Raw genomic sequence first — 20883 nt, forward strand, 5'->3', positions numbered from 1 at the left:
GCAATACAAAACGATAGCGCCTTATCTTGCTCAAACAAAATTGATACGGTCTTATTAAATAAAATAGGGGATTATCCCCTCAAAAGGCTTGTAAATACAGGGATTTTTCCCTCCCAATCAGAATGCCTCGCATACCTTTACAGTAAGAGAACTAATATCTTGGGTACTGACCAACAGTTGAGAAATAAAACTCTCCTGATTGCGTGATAAACCTTGTGGATAATACGTCACAGAGCTGACCCGCAATTTATCAACGCGAAATAACTTTGAGCCTGCTGAAAGCGTTTCACCTTTTAACGCACCAGATGGTTTAAAGCTTCCCGCTATTCCGATTGTCTTTGTAGTTTTCAGGAAGATAATTTTGCCATCCTCGCCTCTGTTTACGTTAACTTCAAAATCCAGACTATATAAGCGCGGGCAATGCTTTGCCGCAAGAAAAGAGCCGAGATCACACCAATTATCCTGCTGTATTGAACCAGGCCGCAATTTTCGGTCAAACAGTTTTTTGCCCCATAATAAACCAGACACTTCTACGAAGCGTTCTTCATATTTCGGATTCAACAGTAAAGTCGAAGAACCCACCTGATCACCTCCGGTAAGCATCCACTGACCCGCTGTCCTAAGATAGTTGGAGTGGTCAGTCATGTTATAAGTAACAGCGAATGAAATGTCTTCGGTAATATCCACAGGCGCTAATTGAATAGACACATCCAAGGCATTGCCCGTATCAACACTAAAGCCGTTCATACCGCTCTTCATCCTGGAAACGACAAGTTCGCTTTTTTGTCTGCTTAATGTGGCATGGCCAAGAGGATAATATTTCAAGCCGCAGAACTCTACAGAATCTCCTTCCATCTGATAGAATGTTTATTGGTTCCTTTCAGCAAAACTGGGACGAAAAAAGAAATTTTTTTAGGGGATTATCCCCTCCTTATGAATGATTTTCTCTGTCTGTTCTGAAATAGTACAAAACGAAATACCTGAATCGTAAATGTAATGCGTTAAAAAAACAAGAGGGATTAATCCCCTAACAGGATATAGAATACCGCTATACATTTGTGATAAATAAACCCACCTTATAAACGATTGAAACCAGTGAGCTATGCCTACCGTGAACGAAACAAACAAACCCATACTGGTAGCTTTTGCCGATGACCACGAATTGATCAGGGTAACCATGATACCCTACCTGGAAACAAATGACGAGTTCCAACCTGTAAAAGTAATTCTGACCGCTTCAAATGGTGTGGAACTGATCTCAGCCATTAAAAGTAGTCCGCAGAAACCTCACGTCTGCATACTGGATATTAAGATGCCGGAAATGGATGGTTTCAGTACCGTCAGAGAAATCAGGGAAACATGGCCGAACATGAAGGTGCTTATCTTAACCGCTTACTCGCGCAGCACCTTTATCATTCGTATGATCTTTGCAGGCGTTCATGGCTACATCTCCAAGAACAGCCATCCTCAAACAATAAGGGAAGCAGTGATCGAGGTGCAGCGCACTGGCATCTATTGCAACGACCTAATCAGCCAGAAAGAGATCAGGAGCCTTCAAACGCACAAGGAAAAAGAGTTTGTACCTAAACTTTCGGAAGCGGAGTTGGAACTGCTTAAATATTGTATTGAAGACCGAACATATAAAGAGATTGCGGTGTTGATGAAAACAACAGCAAAAAGTATAGAAGGCCACCGCAATAAGCTTTTTCAAAAGTTGGGAGCAAAATCACGAACGGGTCTTGTGATGTATGCCGTCGTAAATGGCTACGTTGACCTGGAAGACCACAACTATCAGAAACTTTTCAAAATTCAATAACCTTTAAATTCACATTTTATGCAAACCATCCGATTGTCCCTGCTCGGAGCAGGGCTTCTATTGCTCAATGCATGTAAGCCAGGTCACAAAGATTTATCCAGCACTACTATCTCTGGCTTTATTCCAATGGATACAGCAAATGTAATGATCTCCAGCTACCTTTCCAGCATTGATTCAGATACAACTACCGGGAAGGTTCCCGACCTGAGTTCTCTGATTATGGACGCCAATGAACTGCGATCCTACCTGAACACACATTCTGACATTCAAAAGGTAAAATTCATGTTTGCACACAGGCTGGAATATATTCATGCCGGAAATGAAGGAAAACCTGCCGGGTATAGGAGTGATGCATTGACACTGGTCGTTGCAGGTTACGACGGAGACAATAATTATGTATTCGCATCAGACAACACGGTTTTAGACCATTGCGGTCCCTGCCCCAGGTTATGCCCTGATTACGGAACCGCTTCCAGTAACCTTCTTAAAAAAGAAGACTAATTGCAGATGGCCGCCAAATTGTTCAATATATACTTGTGCATTTTGCTATCTCTATCCGTTTATGTACTTGCCATTTTCAAAAAAACCGATCCCACAAGCAGGTTTATATCCCTGTTTATCGTGCTTGGTGGTTTAACTGAAATAATCGGTCAGGCGACCATAAAGCTGTTTAAGGAAAACACAACTGTCTATAATATCTCAACAATCATTGAATGGACGTTGCTTACCCTTTACTACACGCATGCTAACAGTACGCTGCAAAAAAAACATAAAGGATATTTTATAGCATCTGCCGGAATAGCTTTTGGTGTTGTCAACCTCCTGGTCCGTAATATCCATGCACTCGAATCCAACTTCCTGTTCTTTGAGTGCATGGGTATTCTTTGTCTGTCGCTTTATTCACTATACAACTTACTTAAAATCGACAATGACAATATCAGGCTGAATAAAAAGACAAATTTCTGGATCCCCTGCATATTGATCCTATACCAATGCGGCTCTTTATGGAGTTGGGAAACTTACCAATACATGAAAGAAGATGACCTCGAGGCAACAGAATTATTACATTGCCTGCTTATCTCTAATAGTATTTTAACCTACATTTCCCTTTGGATCATTTACCTGCTCTACCCGAAAATGAAAAGGCTATATGTTTGACACTCCTTACGTCCCCTTTGTTATTACGGCAACTGTGCTAACGGTCATAATTACATTTTTTATGGCATTCACGCTCGTTCTGCTAAACAAGCGCCAGAACAGGAAAAGCCAGCAATACCTACTTTCGCTTAACGAAGAGCAGGAAAACCTGATGCGCACCTTATCAATGGAAATTCATGACAACGTTAACCAGGTGCTCGGAGCTATCAACTGGAATTTTCTTGCGCTATTGGACGGCTTGCAATTATCTCAAGAAAAGCAAATACTCGCAGAGAAAATCAAAGCGATGACCGACACCTTATTCCAGGATACAGAAAATATAGGACATGCACTCAATCCCGATTACGTCGCACGTAAAAGCTTTATACCCTCTATCAGGGATGAGGCCGACTGGCTCAACGCAACAGGAAGGCTGCAATGTGACCTTGAAATTAACGGGCAGCGTCAGGAAATGCCTGATCAAACAAGTCTCATGGCCTTTCGTATTGCTCAGGAATCACTTAATAACGCTATCAAGTATTCTGAAGCTAAAAAGGTAACTATTCAACTTAATTTCGGAGAGCAAAACTTTGACATGTGCATAACCGACAACGGCAAAGGAATAGATATTTCGACCATTGATTTTAAAAAGGGCACGGGCATGAACAATATGCAACGAAGGGCAAAGATTGTAGGTGGTCATATTTCAATTACATCCATACCGGGAAAAGGTACTGCAGTCACACTGGTTATACCGAACGCATTCACGAAGCGTACATTATAATGCTGGGATAAAATTTTAGTTTATTATACAGCCCATCCGGTTTTTAAGGTGGTACAAATTTAAATATGCTTTGTTTAACTCCTGTAGGGTTGTTCAAGCAAATCGGGACTATACCATTTGTTTAATCCCATACGCCTTCATACATCCATTTGTGATTATCTTCCTGCTTGTATTGTTGCAGCAGGTTTATATCCTGTATGCGAAGAGCTACATTGGCAATATAGCAATCGATATGATCTTTTAAATAAGCCACCACGAAATCCAACAGGAAATCAGCTTCCTCACACTCAAAGGCAAATATGGGAAAATACTCGGCACCGTCTTTAATGACTGGAAAATTTTCATATCTGTCATGAATCGCCTTATCGTTAAAAATGAAGGTGCTGATATACTTGCCTGTTATGATGGTATCACCTTCCCATGTCTTGCTAAGCGAAATAGCTAATTTGGGAGAAATCTGATCTTCCATATAGCCATTCGTCTGAAAGTAATACCCGTGCTTTATGCAGCAGTCAATTAAAGAGAAGAAGTTCTCTTTTTCCGTTTTGGGTTTTGTTGTAACCAGATATACTGAATCCATAGTAATGTTTATCCTAGTGTTTTAGCTTTTGTAACAGACCTGTGGACGCGCCGGTCATTTTCATATGGCCTCAGGTCTTCCACTCGTTCCGTTCCGGCACGCCGCCAGCTCTTTTAAATAATCCATCTAACAAAGGTATGGAATGGGATATAGTCAATGGTGTACCACGGTAACCGGTATTAAAAAAGCCCACGAAATACATTCGTGGGCTTTTTTTATTCTGCCTGCCTTAGATTGCTATTATCCGGCTGGATAGCTGCTATAGGAATCTCCGATGGTGGCCCATACCGTCCCCGGGCATGAGCAATACCGTCTTCTACTCGGATCACAATATCTGCATCATGGGCAAAGGTCTGCCCGCCCCGGAATTTGCCGTCTTTGGTAGCATGAAAAATCCCGATAATAGACACCTCCTGAGGCTTATACTGTTTGATGAGCGCACCAAAACTTTCTTCATTGAGACGCGCGTCGGTTACACTGTCAATAAAAACGAAATTGTAGGGTCGCAGTTCCGCAGGTAGCTTGTTGGCGAAATCAAGACCCGGAACGTTTGCCTTATTCCGGTTGATCTTGTCCTGGAGCAGCATTCCATGACCTTCTTCATATACACAGTACAGCACTTTACCATGACGGGTCAGTTCCTTGGCAAAATCTATGGCCATTGTGGACTTACCCTGGAACGGTTTGCCATAGATCATTGCAGAGAAGCCGGGTTCCGGGTCACCGATGAGCTTACGGTAACGTCCCTGCAGACCGAGTGTACGGAATTTCATGCCCACCATTTCCACAGCGGAAATGATTCTCACGTCTTCCTCCGCAGACGACAATTCGGAATCCAGGTCTGTACCTCCTAAACCTGCCTGACTGACCTTTGAGGGCATTTCCTTTTTCTTTCCCGCCTGGCGAAGCCGCATATCCATCACTTCGGTTTTAAAGTCAAACTTTGACCTGGGTGCCTTTCTGGCGGATACACCTGTAACCTTAGCCGGATCACGTATCAGGCTCATTGTAAGCTGGCGACCTTCAATCAGTTTGCGCGCAATTGTTTTACATAAGCCCGGTGCAACAGTATCACTAAATGCCCGATCCAGCTCCTGATCACTAAGGCTTTTCACCTTTTCCTCAATGAGTTTGTAAACCACTGCATTCTGTGAACGCGTAAAGCCTGACAGTTCACCGTACTCGCATGGACAACCGAATACGGCTATCTCGCCAATACCATTTAAACTGTAATTGCTTACCGAAACCAGCTCTGTCTCTTTATTGACAAAGGCTTCCAATTCGGCTTTAGCGCTTTTCACTTCTTTCATATACCTGTCACCAGCCATCTTTCCTGTTTCTATTGCACGGTCGATGCGCGTGATCAGTCTTTGCGCACGTTCGCCCATTGCTTTGCGTCCGCTTATATTGATGTATTCAGTTAACAAGGCAGCCCCTGTTGAACGCTCCACACTTTTTGCCAGACTTTGATAATGTTTCAGCCGTGCAGCAGGGATTACCATATGCAAGGTGCCGAGGACTTCTGCCTCTCCCAGGGCTGTGGTTAAAGATTTATTCATTAAAGTTATTTCCGGCTTATAGATAGAATCCCTGGTTACTTTCCGTTCTACAATAGCTTTATTAAACGCCCTCCACACGGAAAGCACCTGCTCATAAGTTTTCTCCTTATCGTGCAAACTCAGGTAGCGCTTGATAAGTGCAATATCTGATGGAATATGCTCTACCTTTTCGGCCGGTTCGGCCTCTGGTTCAGGTTCCGGCTCCGGTTGTTTCTTCTTTTGTGGGGCAGGACTTGCTTTTTTGACCGACTTTTTCCTTGCGACAGGTTCAGCCTTAGCGGATTTCGATGCAGAGGTGGCAGCAGCCTTACCTCCCTTGCCTGCCCTTGCTTTACCTTCCGAAGCAATTGCCTGGTTGAGCAACTGCAAATACATATCAAAGGTCTCACGAATATCGGCTGTGGCATTGATGGTATCCGGTTCTTTACCATATTGCGTTACCTCGTTGATAAAAGCATATGAATCTTTGAGGTCTTTGTCCTTATTGATGATATCAATATAACCAGGTACGGCCTGGAAGTAATTACGTTCAGTCAGTTTCATAAAATTTGATTTAAGATTTTTATGCAGCAGCTCTCAATTTCAATCTTAGCTTCAGTTTGATGGCCATTGCCTGAAGGCTCAGCAATTCTAACCGTCGTGCCTGATCTGCACCCTGGTCTTCCGGTGCCGGTAATCGGATCGGCTTCCGGTTCCGTCTGCCGCTTTGCTCCCTTTCCATTGAATTAAACTGGTAACGGGATATGATCACAGAACAGTTATGCTTATCCTGGATGACCTCTACAAAGCGGGTTATATTGCTTTGTTCTACGATGGCCACCATTTTATCTGACACTTTATTAAAATTTTCCCCCACAACAAGTTGCAGCAAATCTTTGTCCAGGTATATTTCCCCGGCGGCTTTACGCGCCTGGGAAACAATAATCTTATACCCTTGAGCTTCGCGCAAAAAGCCGATCCCCGTATTGGTCGTAATGGCCTTACCTATAACGAGGGACTTGATAAATGATAGCGCTTTAATGACAGGGATGGCTACCTTGTCGCCGGCTTGCTCATCCGCCGCCCAATTATCCGGAAGCAATATGCCTTTGCGGATCTTTCCGTCTAAGGTCGTATAGTTGACAAGTTTGCCCTTAAAATCAGAAAAAGCCTGTAGCAGATTCCCGGTAACAATATGCCGCACTTTCCGGTCTACGGTATTATTCTGTATGTAGCTACCCCAGTTCTGATAAGTTTCTTCGATCGGAAGCTCAGGTAGTGTCGCACTCGCACCTATAATGAGTTCGGCATCGTCGTAGGACGCAGGTATGGCCAGGTATTTACTTGAATTTGCCAAGGCAAACCTCAGCTTGATCTTTGAAGGTAAAAATGGGTTCTTTCGTTTCCAGTCCACCATAAAACCCAGGAACACAGCTGGCACATAATCTTTAAAACCGTTATCACTATGAACCGGGTAGTGCAGGTTCCGTCCAACATAGTAGAAATTGAATATCTTTTGCAGGTAGAACTTCCTTGATTCTGCCTTTTCCCGCACTTGCTTTAGTGCTTTTATGCGGCCTTCTGCAATCTCATTCTCCCGCTTGCTTATATACTCCTCCCGCTGTTGATCCGTTTTCAGGCGCTGGAATTTCTTCTCAGTATAAATGCGCCTGTCCATTTCATCGAAACGGTCTTTGATCTCCTGTTCCTCGATCTCCAAAGCCATACCTGTTTCTTCCGAGTAGTCGGCTATCAGTTCAGCCTGTGCCGCCCTTGCATCCTGTCCCTGTAACGATTCCTTTATGAGGTTCTCCAGTTCCACTACCGTAAACGGCTTTTTTAAGACGTTCGCCTGAACTGTCTCCAGTATGCTGTCCTCACTGAATACACTGCCAGAACCGCTACCCATTTTTACCACCCTGCTATTAATCGTCTCTGCCTCCAGGTTCATCGCCTCCAGTTCCAGGTCATATTCTCCCATCTGTTGCAGGTAGGAAACATAGTCGTTGTACCGTTCCGTTATCTCCGAATAGAATTCCTGCTGCATTTTCACAGACAACACCGCTACACGTCCGCTTACTTTGTGGGCTGCATTTTCCATCACCTCGGCCTCGCCCTGGTCACTGTCCGTTTTATCCTTGAGCTTCAGCGGATCATCCAGCAGCTTATTCACCGTCGGGTTCTCCAGCAGGTATTCCTTAATCACTTTGTCACCGTATTTGTTGAGAAAATCCGGAACGTCTAAAATTTTAGTGGATTGCTTCTGATTGGAGGCCGTGTTTGCATCCAGCGATTTCAGCTTCTTCTGGAGCATCATCATCAGGCGCATTTCAGCCGGAATGGCTGAAGTCACATAATCATAAATAGGCTTGATAATCTGTCCGGTTCTGTTGATACGGCCACGCTTCTGCACTTCGGTGTTTATATCCAGTTCGGCCTGAAGCACGATCATCACTCTCTGCTTTACCTGTTCCCTGGGAACTTTAGGCGTGATGATCGCATGTGCGGACGCTCCCGTACTTCCGCTCTGGTTGATGAGCAGCACATCTATTTCATTGTTGTTAAACTGCCGGAAAGCATCGTTCGTATTGACCTTTTTACGTGAACGTACCAAGGCCATCGGAATGCCTGTTGCCTCAGGATGCGCAGTTTGCAATTGCAGTTCGTATTTTCTTCCGGTTACTTCTGCAACACTGTACCCTGCCTCTTTGATCTTACTGACCACCACATCAATCGGGGACAAGGTGATACCGGTAGCGATCTGTTCGATATTTTTCTGAATCCGCAGATACTCCTGTTGTGCTTCAGGTGACAATTCACTGATCTCAAATTTTTTGTACTCCGGCTGACCATCTATATCCCGCTCAGTATAACGCATTACCCCATCCAGTCCCCGTCTCAACACTTCAGAAAAATCAGGATTGATCATTGAGCCGTCGCTGACAGAAAGCCCCCTTTCATCATCCATGTCTTCCAGGAAACGACCCATTGTGGAAGAAAACGCAATAATTGGCTTCTTCCCTTCCCTGAGCCGCTCAATTGCCTTTTCGGCTACTGAAGATGCCTTGATGGAAAACAGCATCTGGTTTATGATATTAAACACCTTACTGAAATACGGTGTATTGTCAACACCTGCCTGACTGGTTCCTTCTCTTAAATCCACCTGTTTTCCTTCTGCAACGGCTATATCATCCAGCTCTTCGACGACTACATTGATAAAGTCCTTTTGAAAACGAATGATATCCCTGATAATGCCTGTGATATTATCTGCAATGGCGCTGTGCTCTTCTGCTTTATCGGTCAGGGTAATATAATTGACCTCTACCCCTTCAAAGCTCCTTTCCCTGCGTAACATCTGTCCCTCGGCCACCAGTTGGGAAGACAAAACCTCCTGCAAGGCAACCCCACCCCTCTGAATGGATTCCACTAATTCCTCCCGGCTCATGTTACAATCTGCTATCGAGGTTTTCATAGCATAAATAGGCATATTATCCGGACGTTTGGCAAATGTGGCGGACAGGAAGACAACACCACGCGTTTTGGATACCACACCCTGCATTAAGTTCCCTGTATTGGAGGAGCCACTGCTATTGTGCGCCTCATCCAGGATAAAAATATTATCCTCCGCAATGTCCAAAAGAAAAGAAGGCTTTTCCGGCTTTTTCTCCGGGCTGTTGAACTGTGAATAGGTGGCCACAACAAAATCAAATGATGCAGGAACACTTCTGCTTTTAAAAATATCGCTCTGCTCCTGGTAAGGGAGTGCCTCATAAATCACTTCCCCTTCTTCATCTTTGATGTCTGTTTTGCTATCACGCGCATTTACAATAAAAGGCCGGAGCCTGCCGGAGCCGATAGCATACAAATCCCGGTATATATCAGAAAAAAGGTTGGCACGCTCAGTAAGAAACACTGGCTTCAATCCCTGCTGACAACCATAGCGGATCATTGCAGCAGCTACACGCCCTTTGCCTATCCCTGTCTGATCGCCTATAATCATTCCCTGCCCCCTCGCTTCTATGTTGTATATAGCCATCATCACCGCATCGGTCTGTTCCGCCGAAAGCGCTTTACACAATGCTGTCTTGGTTGCATAACCCAGGCGGTCACGGACAAAATTATCTACGTCTCCCCCTACTTCTTCTTTAATCTGCGCGAGCGCCTCATGCGTCTCAAAGGCCATACTGTCAGGCACCTGTGTTTCCAGCACGACGCAGGCGTTGGAAGTAGGATTGTAAGGTGCGCCGATCCCATCATCCGTAGGCTCCTTATCAAAGCTGTCTAGCATTTTGCTGATTTCGCGGGTTCCTGGCTCCTGGACTCCGTTGTCCGGTGGGTATGCATCCTCTACCAGAACCGGCTGGTGTCCCGCCTCTTTGAGCTTAGCCACACGTGCCTGAAGCAGCGGCCGGGAAGAAGCAGCCAGAAAATACCGGAATTTACCTGCACGAACAACTTTGATCATCCTGATGGCACAAACGGCAGCCATTATTTCCGCATCTTCGTTGAATGCTATAAAAATACCTGGCGTTGCAAACAGGTACAGCTGTCCTGCTGCGCTTGCCTTTCTTGATTCAAATTCCTCAAACAACCGGTCATAATTCACATTAAAAACCTCATCCGGCTCAAGTGCCGACAAACCGGATCTTGGGGGCAGTGTAGTCAGTTCAAAACCTTCCGGATCACCTAATGTCCGGTTTCTTAACGCAGCCAGAATTGTTTTAGCCTTATTGTTCATATGTTCCTTCTTTACTTGTTCCGGGGATAATAGTTCATCCGCAAGCGCAAGCCCTATCCGCTTTCTTTTCATCAGGCTCCCCAGCATTTCCAGCTGCGCGGATGGGACGCTGACTACCGGTATCGCTTTACCTTCGTATAAAAATTCTTTACTCAACTTTAATTTGGTATTAGCCGTAACCCACAGCGCATAGTCACCATAGGCTTCGTAATTGTCACCATGACGATACAGGAGCAGGGTTTGCGGATGCTGCCCAGACAGTTTCAGGTATTTTTCGTACCGCTTTACTGTATGCCGGTAGCCTTTCAGCTTCGGATCGTCCGGCATATCCTCCATTGCTGCTATTACACGTTCATACAGTTGGTCAAAGCTCCTGACCACACTGTCCCGCTGTGCATCATAAACCGGTGCCGCGCCTTCCGGCTGGTGTTTTCTGCCGTTGATCAATATCAGGCGCGTGTTGAACGAGGTTCCCTGACGCGAATACAGCTTCTTTCCGTCTACCTGGATGACATCTGCAACGTGGTAATGGTGGTACAGGTAATTCAGGAATATCCGGTTGCGGCCTGCACTGATACGGCCTTTAGGATCCCATGTCGTATGCCCCCCAACAATAATGGCCGCCTTACCTACCTGCGCCATGCAGTTCAACGCATAAATAGCCATCACATGCTCCAGTGAGCGGATGGCATATCCGTTAAATTGGACTTTAGCGTCCAGTACCCCAAAAGGCGGATTAGTCAGTACGGCCATAAACCGCCCTGCCATATCAGTGAATGGCAGGGCGGCATCCCTTTCTCCCACATTTGCATAACCCTGCGCCCGCAGGTTTGACCTGCGTAATGGATCAATTTCGTTCACATATACCCGTTCCGGTCTCGCAGCTATGGTCAGCAATCCGTTGCCTGCACTTGGCTCAAATGCGTAACCGCCGCTTAAATGAAGCTGATCAATACGGCAAAAAACCCCCATCAGGTATCCTATGGGTGCCGGTGTGCTGTATTGTTGCAACAGGATACTCTGTGAGGTACGGTGCGAAAGGTTCACCTGGTGTTCATAAAGTGAAACAATTGACCTGAAGCGGTCATGTACCTCTAATCCGGGATCATGGGCAATACTGCGCGCCCTTTCCACGATAGCGAGCTCTGTATACTCCTTTACCTCGTTCTTATCTTTTATATTAAACTGAAGGGCCAGATGCTCTAAGGTTACTTTTGTATTTCTTTGGCCCGTAATAAGCCCCTGCTTTACGGCCTCTACAAAACGATCACGCGGACTGCCCATAGCTACCTCAAGACCTGCCATACCGTTGTCGGCAAAAGAAAAATAATCCGTGGAAGTAATGATCAGATGATCCAGCAGCATAATATCCAAAGACGAGCAGGCTTCCTTGATTTTCTGGGTTATCACACGATCCTGTTCCGAAGGACGTGTACTACCACTTGGATGGTTATGAGCGATAATAATGGCCGTTGCTAAGGCTTTTACCGCTACTGAAAGGATAATCCTAACGTCAGTAAGCGTAGCTGCGATTCCGCCTTTGGTGTGACAATAATAGCCGATAATATCGTGTGCGGTATTCAGGTACAATACAACAAAACATTCATGCAGTTCCACTTCCCCTTCCTGGAAGGTGCTGCGTAAAAATCGGGAGACATCATCAGAACTACCGATATGCCCTAAAAATGGTCTGCCCGTCCGTGAATAAGTAACGTTCAGCTCAGGAATATTTACCTCAGTTGCATTACCTAATACTATTTCGGGCTTTTGTTCGTAAATCATGGCTGATTGTATTTGCCCCAGTGAAAAATCTTTACCGAGTAATCGCCTGGCAATTTCTTTTACTGGGGCTACGCTGACTGCATTACCGAGCATATGATAGCGATGCGTATCCGCTATCTCCCGTCGCTCCCCTTCATATAAACCATATTGTGTCCATTGGTCGCTAAATCCCTGAAGCCGCTCACATTCCAAAGGTGTCAACCGGCGTAATCTTGAGCCTTTCTGTTTTATATAGGTCTCTCCACGTCCATGCACTCCTTTGCTGTAGGTACTGGTCAGCGCGGAGACAATATTTTCCCTCCTGCCTTTCCCCGTGCTAAAGACCTGTCCAGGTAAGCCTTTCCCTTCTCCGATAGGAAATACTTTTGTCCGGGCCGATTTTCTAAGATGTCCGACAAGGTATAGACGCTCTCTATTCTGGGGTAAAAACCAGGCACTATTAACAAGTTGCCATTGGAGGTCATATACCCCAAGCTCGGCAAACGCCCGCAATATTGCTTCAAAGTCTTTGCCGCCGTTACTGGAGAAAATGCCTTTGACATTTTCAAAGACAAAAACACGGGGAAGACAGGTTCTGATGATCCGCAGGGCTTCAAAGAATAGTCCGCTGCGTTTACCTCTGAGACCTTTCCTTTTTCCAGCAAGGGAAAGATCCTGGCAGGGACTCCCGAAAGTGATAACATCTGGTGCCGGGATTTCTTTTCCGCTAAACTTCGTAATATCTCCAACATTGCTTGCGTCCTTAAAATGATATTGATAGTTCGCCGCTGCATGCACATCTATCTCGCTGAAAAAATGCTGTTTGAAAACAAAATCTGCCTGTCTGAGACCCTCAGCAAAACCTCCGATACCACTGAACAAATCCAGGTAAATTATTTCCTTTGACAGCCTTTCCACAAGCATCAGGTGTTACGCTCACTTACTGCCTTTTCTACTGCCCTTCTTCTTCTTTTTATCCTGCATTTCCAGGTATACCGCAATACTTGGCCTGCGGGTACAATCGTACCACTTTCCGTTAATAAATAAAGATTCCACGTACATTTCCTGGCAAATCGCATTCACCTCTTCTTCACTGAGCATATCCGGGTTTGCAACCGTAAAACGATGTTTGGTACGTTCCGACTGATGCGTAATTGTTATCGTTGGCATTGTCAAAATCAGTTTTGCTTTTGCGCTATATGGCGGATGAGAAAAAAAAAGCTATGATCGTTGCAATACCACCCGCTGCCTTTGCTATTGACTGCCCGTTTCCGTCTTCAGTAATACGTTGTACTTCGCTTTTTACGTCTTCATACACCTGCCGGGCCTTAAACACCAACCCTCTTACTGCATCCGGTGTGCTATCCCAAACATATTGCTTGAATTCAGCCATCGTGATCCTGCCATCCTTTACTTTGTTGATCGCCGGATTCTGTGCCGCTACAAGAGATGCAGACAGTTTAGCTGTTGAGAACACATAGTCATCGGGCTGGCCCACCGCAGCCGGGAAAAACGTTACCAGGTATACATCAAAATAGCTCTTCATCCTGCCCCTGTAAGGGGCGAAATAGGTTTTCACAAAGTCCAGCTGTTGCAGATGGTCATAGCGAAGCAGGCTTTGCGGTGCGCCGGGAACACCAGAGGCCTTTGTCCACTGAAGCAAACCCGCTGCCACAACCCTGCCATTCTGAATGTTCTGTGCCGTAGGCTTCAGACGGCTCTCTGCATACATTACCTGCATTAACCAGTTGGGGTCAATGATGAGCCATGCAGCAATTTGCTCCACCTTTCGGCCAAAAGCAGCCCGGATAGAAGGAGGTATATTCGGATGATCTATATGGATCAGTGCCATATCGTTTAATTAAGAGAAAACTTATTATTGAACAGCAGGTCGAACGCCCCGCCGATACCGCAGAATTTGAGAATATGCCTGCTGGTCTCCAGCTTTTTTCCGGCTGAAAGCGAAGAATCGCCTATGATGCGCACTAAGCTGCCGGTATCCGCAACAGGGGTCTTGTAAAAACCGTAATTCGGTCCTGTATTATAGGCGCTCATCACTTTGTCCAGACGCAACACTTCGCCATCGTGAAATTTAGGGTTCTGGCAAAGGAATTGCAGGTAAATGGCTCCCATCAGCACATTAAACTCTGCTCCCGCAGCTGTGTCAGATCGGGCAAGCGCAAAAGCCGCATCCTTACTAATCACACCACCATTGCCAAATTGCGGAAAAGACCGACGGATAACAGGTAGCGCACCGGAAATCAATGCAGCAGGTGCAACCCACTTTCTGCCATCCGCGTGCATTTTGCCTTGTAAATAATCCAGGCAATCAGAAATAGTATTCCTGCCCACCTGCATCAATCCAACATAATTAATGTTCGCAGTCTTCTGGTTCCCTCCACTCTCCACTGCCGACTTGGCCACCAACAAGGCCAGCGGCAACCCGGTAATCTGAGCCGCCTGCCTGAAATACGGCAACCAGTTAGACTTAATCCTGTTCAGGAATACATGCATCTCTTTTAAGGAAAAAGGACAGGGTGCATTAATTGAAGGGAACACCTGGGTGCGAAGTGCCATAGTTATGCTTTTGAGGTAATGATGATTTCTGAATTTCCTGCTGTATCTGCCGGAGCGTTTCTATCGGTATTATCACCGGTTGCCATCGGTTCTCTTTTGCTTTTCATCTTTGCTGCGGTTATCCATAACAAGCTGATTGCTGCCAGCAGATACCAACCGGTGTTGCTTCGCTTCTGCTCCATCACCTGCGCTTTTTAATTCTTGATTTGCCGGGAGCTGGTTTATAACCCTTGCGTGCTACCGGTCTGCCCGTGGCTCCTTTATGCGCTACGGCGACTGCAGCAGGAACTTTACCGGTAATAATCTGTTTATACAGCGCCTCAGATACTTCTGACACGCCAAAACGCTTTTGCAATGCCGTGCGTGTCATGGCACCAAAGTACCCTGTAGCAGATACACCGATTCTTCTTTGCAGTTCCTTTACGTAGGGACTGGACGATCCGAAACGCAGCGGGAAAATTGTCGTTTGGCGTAAGGCCGCCGGTAAACCTTTCTTTGCCGAACTACCGGCACTGGTCGTGAGCCGAATAAGCGGTTGGGTTGCACTGGTGACCACTGATGGTAAAGCAGGATTTGAGGCTACTGTCCTTGCATTGGACTGCGCATTGGCAGACCTTTGGGCAAATTGCCGATTTTGCTTCTCAAGACGCGCCTGATTAAAGGATCGTTGCTTCTGTCTTGCGGCTCTGGCCTGATCAGAATAAGACCGAAGCGACCGTCCGCCGTCGGGTAGCGATCTGGCAGTTGCAGCAACAGCAGGAGCTGCCGAACCTGAACGATTGACAGCGTTAGGTAAAGGAGCTTTTCGTGCCGTACTCCGGTTGTCCGGGCTTGCCGGGTAACTGTTGGCTCCCGTGGCATACTGCTCTTCATTGCCGCCCTCCTCATCATCCGAATTGACGGAAGCAGCATCTTCCTGCTGGCTTTCATCCGAAGATGTACCGTCCTGTTCGTCCGGTTCCTCGCTCGCGGCTGAAGAGTCTTCCTGCTGCTGGTCGTCGTCCTGTCTGTTACCTGCTTCTGCACTGACTTGCGCATAAGAAGGGGCTTCTGCCGGAACAATCTGGGGAAGCACCGCCTGCGCTGAAGTACCTTCCGGAAGGATGGCTGACGGCTGTCCCGCAGCTGCATTACCTGTAACCCGCTCCTGCTTTTTCCTGCTTGCAGCCAGCAATAACAATACCGCAGCCCCTATTCCAAGAGGCAATAAAAAGCCGCCTTTACCTTTCTCGCTCATCGTATAATATTTATCGTGCGTGAATACTCGATATGCGCACCGGGGTTTTTAAAATAAACCCGTTGCTCCAGCTTCCTGGGACTAAGAATCCATAGCCAGGGATAGCGTCTGCGTACATACACAACCTGGGTCATCGTATCCCGGCTGCTGATGTTCAGCCACTGCCGAACAGAATCAGCCCAGCCATGTATGTCGTAATACTCGTCGTGGTAATGGAACACATGGTAACTGAGGGTATCAGCCGGGTGGGCAAACTGACCTGCTGCTGTTGCATTGGTAACTGATATGCTGTCCCTGAGCCGGGTAACGATCTGCTTTTGTTCCTGTACAGATAGTGTGGAAACAGCTTTTAAGCTACCCATTCGGGCACCCAGCAGGGCGACTTCACGACGCAAATCGGGGAAAAGACTGTTCAGTTCTCTCTGACGCAGCTCCAGCACTCCTGTCTGCGCTGCGATCCTGCCCCCGGTCAGCAGCACCTCCTGCTGATGTTGCGCTATCAGTTCCTGGTTGTCGCTCATCCGGCTCAATTCGGAACGTAGGCTCCTGACTTCGCGCAGCAGCATTGTTACGCATAGGCTCATCAGGAGCATCCGTGTGAGCGGGGATTTGAGGATCGTTATGATTGTTTTCATTATTGTTGGTTTGATAAAATGAAAAGGCTGTCAAGACTATGTAGAGATAAACACCACAAACACGTATGAGGTTTTCTGCTTTCGGAGTGAAGCCTATTGCATGGATCAGCTCGAAGTCTTCCGCGACTATAATCGCAAAAGCGTATGCGCCACTCATAAGAAGCCACAATACAATACTGTTACGGGGCGTAGCCGAACAAAGTCTTTGAAATGCCTTAAAAGGGAATTGCATAATTGTTGGTTAGATTCTTGAGACTGGAAGAATGGATGACCTGCTTCCAGGTCATCCATATGCATAAGTGATGTATTATATCGCTGCCGGGATCGGACGGTAATCCACCACAACCTTTTCTTTCAGGCGATCGGTAAACCCTTCGTTAAAACGAATAGTTGCATTATCTCCATCCACTATAAAGCTGTAGTCGAAGTCCTGATCCTGGCGCATTCCGTTACGGTACACCTTGATACTTTCCTGGGCTATATTGCCCGCCTTAGCCGCAAGCGTAATGGAGTCGCCTTGAGAGAGGTCGCGGTATACTTCTGTGAGTTCGGGGCGCGGAATAGAGTTCCAGAAGAAATCAGTAAGGCTGATTCGCAACGGGCTTTGCGGTGTACCGTTTCCATCCAACACCACAAATTCCGTATTCTGGGAGACTACCGCCAGCAACGCCGACAGGTCAACCGGGAATGTACTGCCATCTGATTCGGTAAGCAGCAGGCGATATACTCCGGAACTGGGGTTGTCCAGCTTTGCATCAGTAACCTTAATATCGGTCTGACTGTAGTTCAGCGCCGTGGAAACAACCTGCTGACGGCCATCTTCAGCCGTATACTTAATCACAAGGTTACCTCCGACCACTTCAACGGAGTTCAGCACAGTAAGCGTTTCACCTGCCTTTACCAACAGGTTGAAGTCTAAGTACTGAAGTTCGCCATTAGCGTCTGACAAAGGCACCATTTTAGATGCAGGTGCCTTTTGCACCTGCTTGTCAAGCCTGATTCTTGTTTCTGCCATTTTTGTTTTTTTTAGTTGTTATGAAAAGTTGACCGGTCACTTATTGGAATTGATACAGGAATTGCAGGCTGTCCCTGCTACTGAGCGGAAAAGAGAAACGGATCTCTCGTCCCTGTAAGGAAAAATCATTACCCCGGTTTTGTGCAAGGCCATTGAGCAGAACCAGCAATACAGCACCTGAAGGATTGTATTGCAGCAGAAATACACTCTGCCCGTTGGAGGGTACTGGAGCCTCCATGCTCCAGTTACCTCCGGAGGGCTGCTGCCCTGATCCTGAGCCGATCTCTCGAAAGCTCGACAGGTTATACACATCTTCGCCATCCTCCAGAAATATCTCATCGTTCACCCTATCCCCCAACAGGTAAAGGATTTCCAGCAGCGAAAATTCTTTGTATTGCCCGGTGCGCTGAGACCGGAGTGAAAAACTTGCCATTGTTGCTATTTTTCAGGATGAATTAAACAGCGTCTTTTTCGACCCAACGGGCAAAACCATCTACAGTCCTAAACTGCATATACGCCTTTTGCTGACCAGGATCAATAAACTCCAACATTCTTACCCCCAATATTGTACTTGCCGGCACTTCCCGGTATGGCCGCAGGTTACTATCCAGCACCATCGCAGGTCGGGTAGTGACCAGCCATTGTTCTCCGTTCACAATACCGGAAATCTGCCCTGTATATTGGTTCAGTTCGCTTAGCGTGATACTGGCTTTGCCCGTTCGTTTTTTAAGTGCGGCCAGTGTCTGATTTCCAAAAATCCTATCCGCCACAGGCTCCCCTCTCTTTGCTGCTCCCTTATCTTTAAAACCCAGCCATTTCTGAAGCCGGTATACATCTTCCCCTTTACTGCCTGCCTGCAGCAATACCTGCGGCTTGGTAAAGGCATCCACCAGTTTACTGAACGCACTGGCCGAAGACGTAGGAGTAACAATCTGCTGATATAATACCTGGGAGACAACTTTCGTTCCGTACCTGCTGTAGACCGCATTCTCTGTATCCGTTCCGAACTTACCATCACTGCTTATGCCAAGCTTCTTCTGAAACGTTTTGATGCGCTCCCCTTTCATCCCTTTTTGCAACGGGAACTGCTCCCCTATCCAGGTGACAGCCTGCTTCGGAACTTTTTTTGAAGTGCCTGCATCCGAAGGCTGATAAGAAATCGTATCTGTTGACGACCCACTATTTACATCTGTCTTAGATTCAGCGGCAAGTTTCGTAGGTGTGGTAACCAGGGTAGCACCGGCAGCCCTCTTGGGCTTAAATATGAGTTGCAGGCCAAAATAGGCAGCAGTCGCATAAACGATATACAGCACAACATTTTCCTTCTTTGGACTTTTGTTTGCAGCTTCCATTGGTATCTGTTATTAAGCAAAGGTTCTCTGCCGGGCTTTGCAGCCCGCTTATGATCCCATGCGATATGAAGACTTGATTATATAAAGCGGATGGAAACCCCTTTACGGGCATAATCCGCGTTGATGATTTTCTTCTGTGCGTTGTTCAGGTTCGAGGATATGGCCTGGGTTAAATCTTTGGGATCGCCGTCAGGGATAACACCAAACCATGTCTCCTGACGCTTACCGTAATATTTATAGAGCAGCGCAAAGTCCGCGTCATTTTGTACATAACTCATACAATAGCGTGCATCCTCGTGGTTATCGCCGGTAGCACTGTAGCGCGTATCACGGTAAATTCGTTCGGCTATCTGCGCCCAGAACCCATCCGGCCTGGTGGATTTCTGAACCTTCTGTACATCGTTCACATATTGCTCTATGGCTGCAGACGAACGCTGCTCACTTTTAACCTGCTCATCGGACTTCTTCAACTGCAATGCCTGGGCAATACTGTCTGCCGTTTCACCTGCCCCCTTCAGCACTTTGCTCACCAGGTAGATGGCACCTCCTGCCAGCAACAACATGGGCAGGGTGTTCACGAACTGTTCTTTTAATTTGTTGCTGCTTTCCGACATGGCTATAAAAACGTTTTGATCATTTTCCTGTTTGCAGCGCTTTTAAGTTTGTGTGCTGCGCTTTTCATTTCCGCCACCGTGAAATGAGCAATAAAGCTTTGCAGCGCCTCCTGCATCTGCGCGGCTTCTGCCTCGCTTCCTGCCTGAACCTGCACGGATATAGTGTAGCTGCGATTATTGCCGCCCGCAGGTTGACGCATAGCATTTAATCCTGGTAGTTTCATTGCTGTTGCTGGGTTATGTGATTAAGTATTTTTTGAATCAGGGTCTTATCCTTCTGGATTTCCATAAACATCAGGTACAGTGTCGCCACTTCCTGTTGGCTGAGTTCTTCGCTCATATAATCGCGCAGCATAAAGATCATCTGCTCGCGTTCATCCCTGGGCTGCTGCTGATCTGATGCTGACGGTTGCGCTGGTTGCGGGGCTGTGCCCAGGGATTGTGCCTGTTGCCCCGGCTGTTCATCCACTCCGGCCAGCATACTGAGCAAGCTTGCACCACCAAAGAACTTAGCAATGCCAGGCAGCGCCATACCTACAATCTTCAGGTAGCTTTCCGTCGTTTCCTTTGCGGCAATATCGTGCGCCAGGTCTGCGTTGCGCGATTCCAGCTCTGCAATCTGGATCTGCATCTTTTGGTTCTCTTCCCGGAGCCGTTCATATTCCTCTTTCTGGCGCAGCTCAGTCAGACGTTTTTCCACCAGGTTGTTGACTTCTACTTCCCCCAACCCCTGAAAACTGCCTGTAGGCTGTGGCTGTGTCAATGGTTCGCTCTGTTGACGTACTTCAGCTTCACGCTGCATGCGACTGATATTAAACGTATGCTCAAATAGCTTTTCTGCGGTATCAGCGTTATGCCAGGTGACGGTAATGCTGTCCGGCTGGCAGACCTGGTATCGGCCACACATTACTGTAGTAAAAGCCGTAAGGGAAGTTCTGTCCCTGCTCTCGGCTATCTTCTTGCCAAGCTTGCTGTAGATCGCAGTAAAATAAATCTGCTTATCTGAAAGCTGCTTCTCCCCTTTCAACATCCTGACCACCTCACGGTTTTTATCAAAAAGGGAACGCAGTTCTGGAAAATCGCTTTGCGCCATTGCTTG

20 protein-coding genes are annotated in these 20883 nt (G+C 46.7%); 4 read left to right on the forward strand and 16 right to left on the reverse strand.

Annotation, left to right across the window (positions count from 1 at the left end; genetic code table 11):
• Nucleotides 1-117: 117 nt before the first annotated feature.
• On the reverse strand, nt 118-855 hold the full coding sequence (locus ABD846_RS11835; RefSeq protein ID WP_344827154.1) for a hypothetical protein: 738 nt from the start codon (nt 853-855) through the stop codon (nt 118-120).
• A gap of 247 nt (nt 856-1102) precedes the next feature.
• On the opposite strand from ABD846_RS11835, the gene ABD846_RS11840 reads away from it, so the two are divergent.
• From ABD846_RS11840 to ABD846_RS11855, 4 genes are all read left to right on the forward strand, one after another.
• The gene (locus ABD846_RS11840; RefSeq protein ID WP_344827157.1) at nt 1103-1816 is read left to right on the forward strand and encodes a response regulator; all 714 of its coding nucleotides are present in this window, start codon (nt 1103-1105) and stop codon (nt 1814-1816) included.
• A gap of 18 nt (nt 1817-1834) precedes the next feature.
• A complete protein-coding gene (locus ABD846_RS11845; RefSeq protein ID WP_344827160.1) occupies nt 1835-2317 on the forward strand; it encodes a hypothetical protein in 483 nt (160 codons plus the stop codon).
• 42 nt (nt 2318-2359) lie between these two features.
• The gene (locus ABD846_RS11850) at nt 2360-2974 is read left to right on the forward strand and encodes a hypothetical protein (RefSeq protein WP_344827163.1); all 615 of its coding nucleotides are present in this window, start codon (nt 2360-2362) and stop codon (nt 2972-2974) included.
• A gap of 61 nt (nt 2975-3035) precedes the next feature.
• A complete protein-coding gene (locus ABD846_RS11855; protein ID WP_344827166.1) occupies nt 3036-3737 on the forward strand; it encodes a sensor histidine kinase in 702 nt (233 codons plus the stop codon).
• A gap of 121 nt (nt 3738-3858) precedes the next feature.
• On the opposite strand, the gene ABD846_RS11860 is transcribed toward ABD846_RS11855, so the two are convergent.
• The 15 genes from ABD846_RS11860 to ABD846_RS11930 all read right to left on the reverse strand — a co-directional run bounded on the left by ABD846_RS11860 (nt 3859) and on the right by ABD846_RS11930 (nt 20877).
• On the reverse strand, nt 3859-4317 hold the full coding sequence (locus ABD846_RS11860; protein ID WP_344827169.1) for a hypothetical protein: 459 nt from the start codon (nt 4315-4317) through the stop codon (nt 3859-3861).
• 215 nt (nt 4318-4532) lie between these two features.
• Nucleotides 4533-6419 (reverse strand): hypothetical protein, encoded by a 1887-nt coding sequence (locus ABD846_RS11865; RefSeq protein WP_344827171.1) that lies wholly within the window; start codon nt 6417-6419, stop codon nt 4533-4535.
• Between the two features lie 19 nt (nt 6420-6438).
• The gene (gene dcm, locus ABD846_RS11870; protein WP_344827174.1) at nt 6439-13272 is read right to left on the reverse strand and encodes a DNA (cytosine-5-)-methyltransferase; all 6834 of its coding nucleotides are present in this window, start codon (nt 13270-13272) and stop codon (nt 6439-6441) included.
• 18 nt (nt 13273-13290) lie between these two features.
• Nucleotides 13291-13524 (reverse strand): hypothetical protein, encoded by a 234-nt coding sequence (locus tag ABD846_RS11875; protein ID WP_344827177.1) that lies wholly within the window; start codon nt 13522-13524, stop codon nt 13291-13293.
• Nucleotides 13525-13549: 25 nt separating this feature from the next.
• Entirely contained in the window at nt 13550-14206 is a 657-nt protein-coding gene (locus tag ABD846_RS11880) for a hypothetical protein (RefSeq protein WP_344827180.1), read from the reverse strand.
• 5 nt (nt 14207-14211) lie between these two features.
• On the reverse strand, nt 14212-14931 hold the full coding sequence (locus tag ABD846_RS11885; protein ID WP_344827182.1) for a hypothetical protein: 720 nt from the start codon (nt 14929-14931) through the stop codon (nt 14212-14214).
• 2 nt (nt 14932-14933) lie between these two features.
• Entirely contained in the window at nt 14934-15116 is a 183-nt protein-coding gene (locus ABD846_RS11890) for a hypothetical protein (RefSeq protein ID WP_344827185.1), read from the reverse strand.
• Entirely contained in the window at nt 15113-16168 is a 1056-nt protein-coding gene (locus tag ABD846_RS11895) for a hypothetical protein (RefSeq protein ID WP_344827188.1), read from the reverse strand. Before ABD846_RS11895 ends, ABD846_RS11890 begins: the two co-directional genes overlap by 4 nt.
• Entirely contained in the window at nt 16165-16803 is a 639-nt protein-coding gene (locus tag ABD846_RS11900) for a DUF6549 family protein (RefSeq protein ID WP_344827191.1), read from the reverse strand. The genes ABD846_RS11895 and ABD846_RS11900 overlap by 4 nt, the downstream gene beginning before the upstream one ends.
• Before the next feature lie 307 nt (nt 16804-17110).
• Nucleotides 17111-17818, reverse strand: coding sequence for a hypothetical protein (locus tag ABD846_RS11905; protein WP_344827193.1), 708 nt, complete (start codon nt 17816-17818; stop codon nt 17111-17113).
• 40 nt (nt 17819-17858) lie between these two features.
• Complete coding sequence (locus ABD846_RS11910; protein WP_344827196.1) at nt 17859-18251, reverse strand: hypothetical protein; 393 nt, start codon at nt 18249-18251, stop codon at nt 17859-17861.
• Nucleotides 18252-18273: 22 nt separating this feature from the next.
• Nucleotides 18274-19170 (reverse strand): peptidoglycan-binding domain-containing protein, encoded by an 897-nt coding sequence (locus ABD846_RS11915; RefSeq protein WP_344827199.1) that lies wholly within the window; start codon nt 19168-19170, stop codon nt 18274-18276.
• A 77-nt stretch (nt 19171-19247) separates the two neighbouring features.
• On the reverse strand, nt 19248-19784 hold the full coding sequence (locus ABD846_RS11920; protein ID WP_344827201.1) for a hypothetical protein: 537 nt from the start codon (nt 19782-19784) through the stop codon (nt 19248-19250).
• Nucleotides 19785-19786: 2 nt separating this feature from the next.
• A complete protein-coding gene (locus ABD846_RS11925; RefSeq protein WP_344827204.1) occupies nt 19787-19984 on the reverse strand; it encodes a hypothetical protein in 198 nt (65 codons plus the stop codon).
• Nucleotides 19985-20004: 20 nt separating this feature from the next.
• Nucleotides 20005-20877 carry a hypothetical protein gene (locus tag ABD846_RS11930; RefSeq protein WP_344827206.1) on the reverse strand — a complete coding sequence of 291 codons (873 nt, stop codon included), beginning with the start codon at nt 20875-20877 and terminating at the stop codon, nt 20005-20007.
• Nucleotides 20878-20883 lie beyond the last annotated feature (6 nt).

This window comes from Rurimicrobium arvi, assembly GCF_039540495.1.
GTDB classification, from domain to species: domain Bacteria; phylum Bacteroidota; class Bacteroidia; order Chitinophagales; family Chitinophagaceae; genus Rurimicrobium; species Rurimicrobium arvi.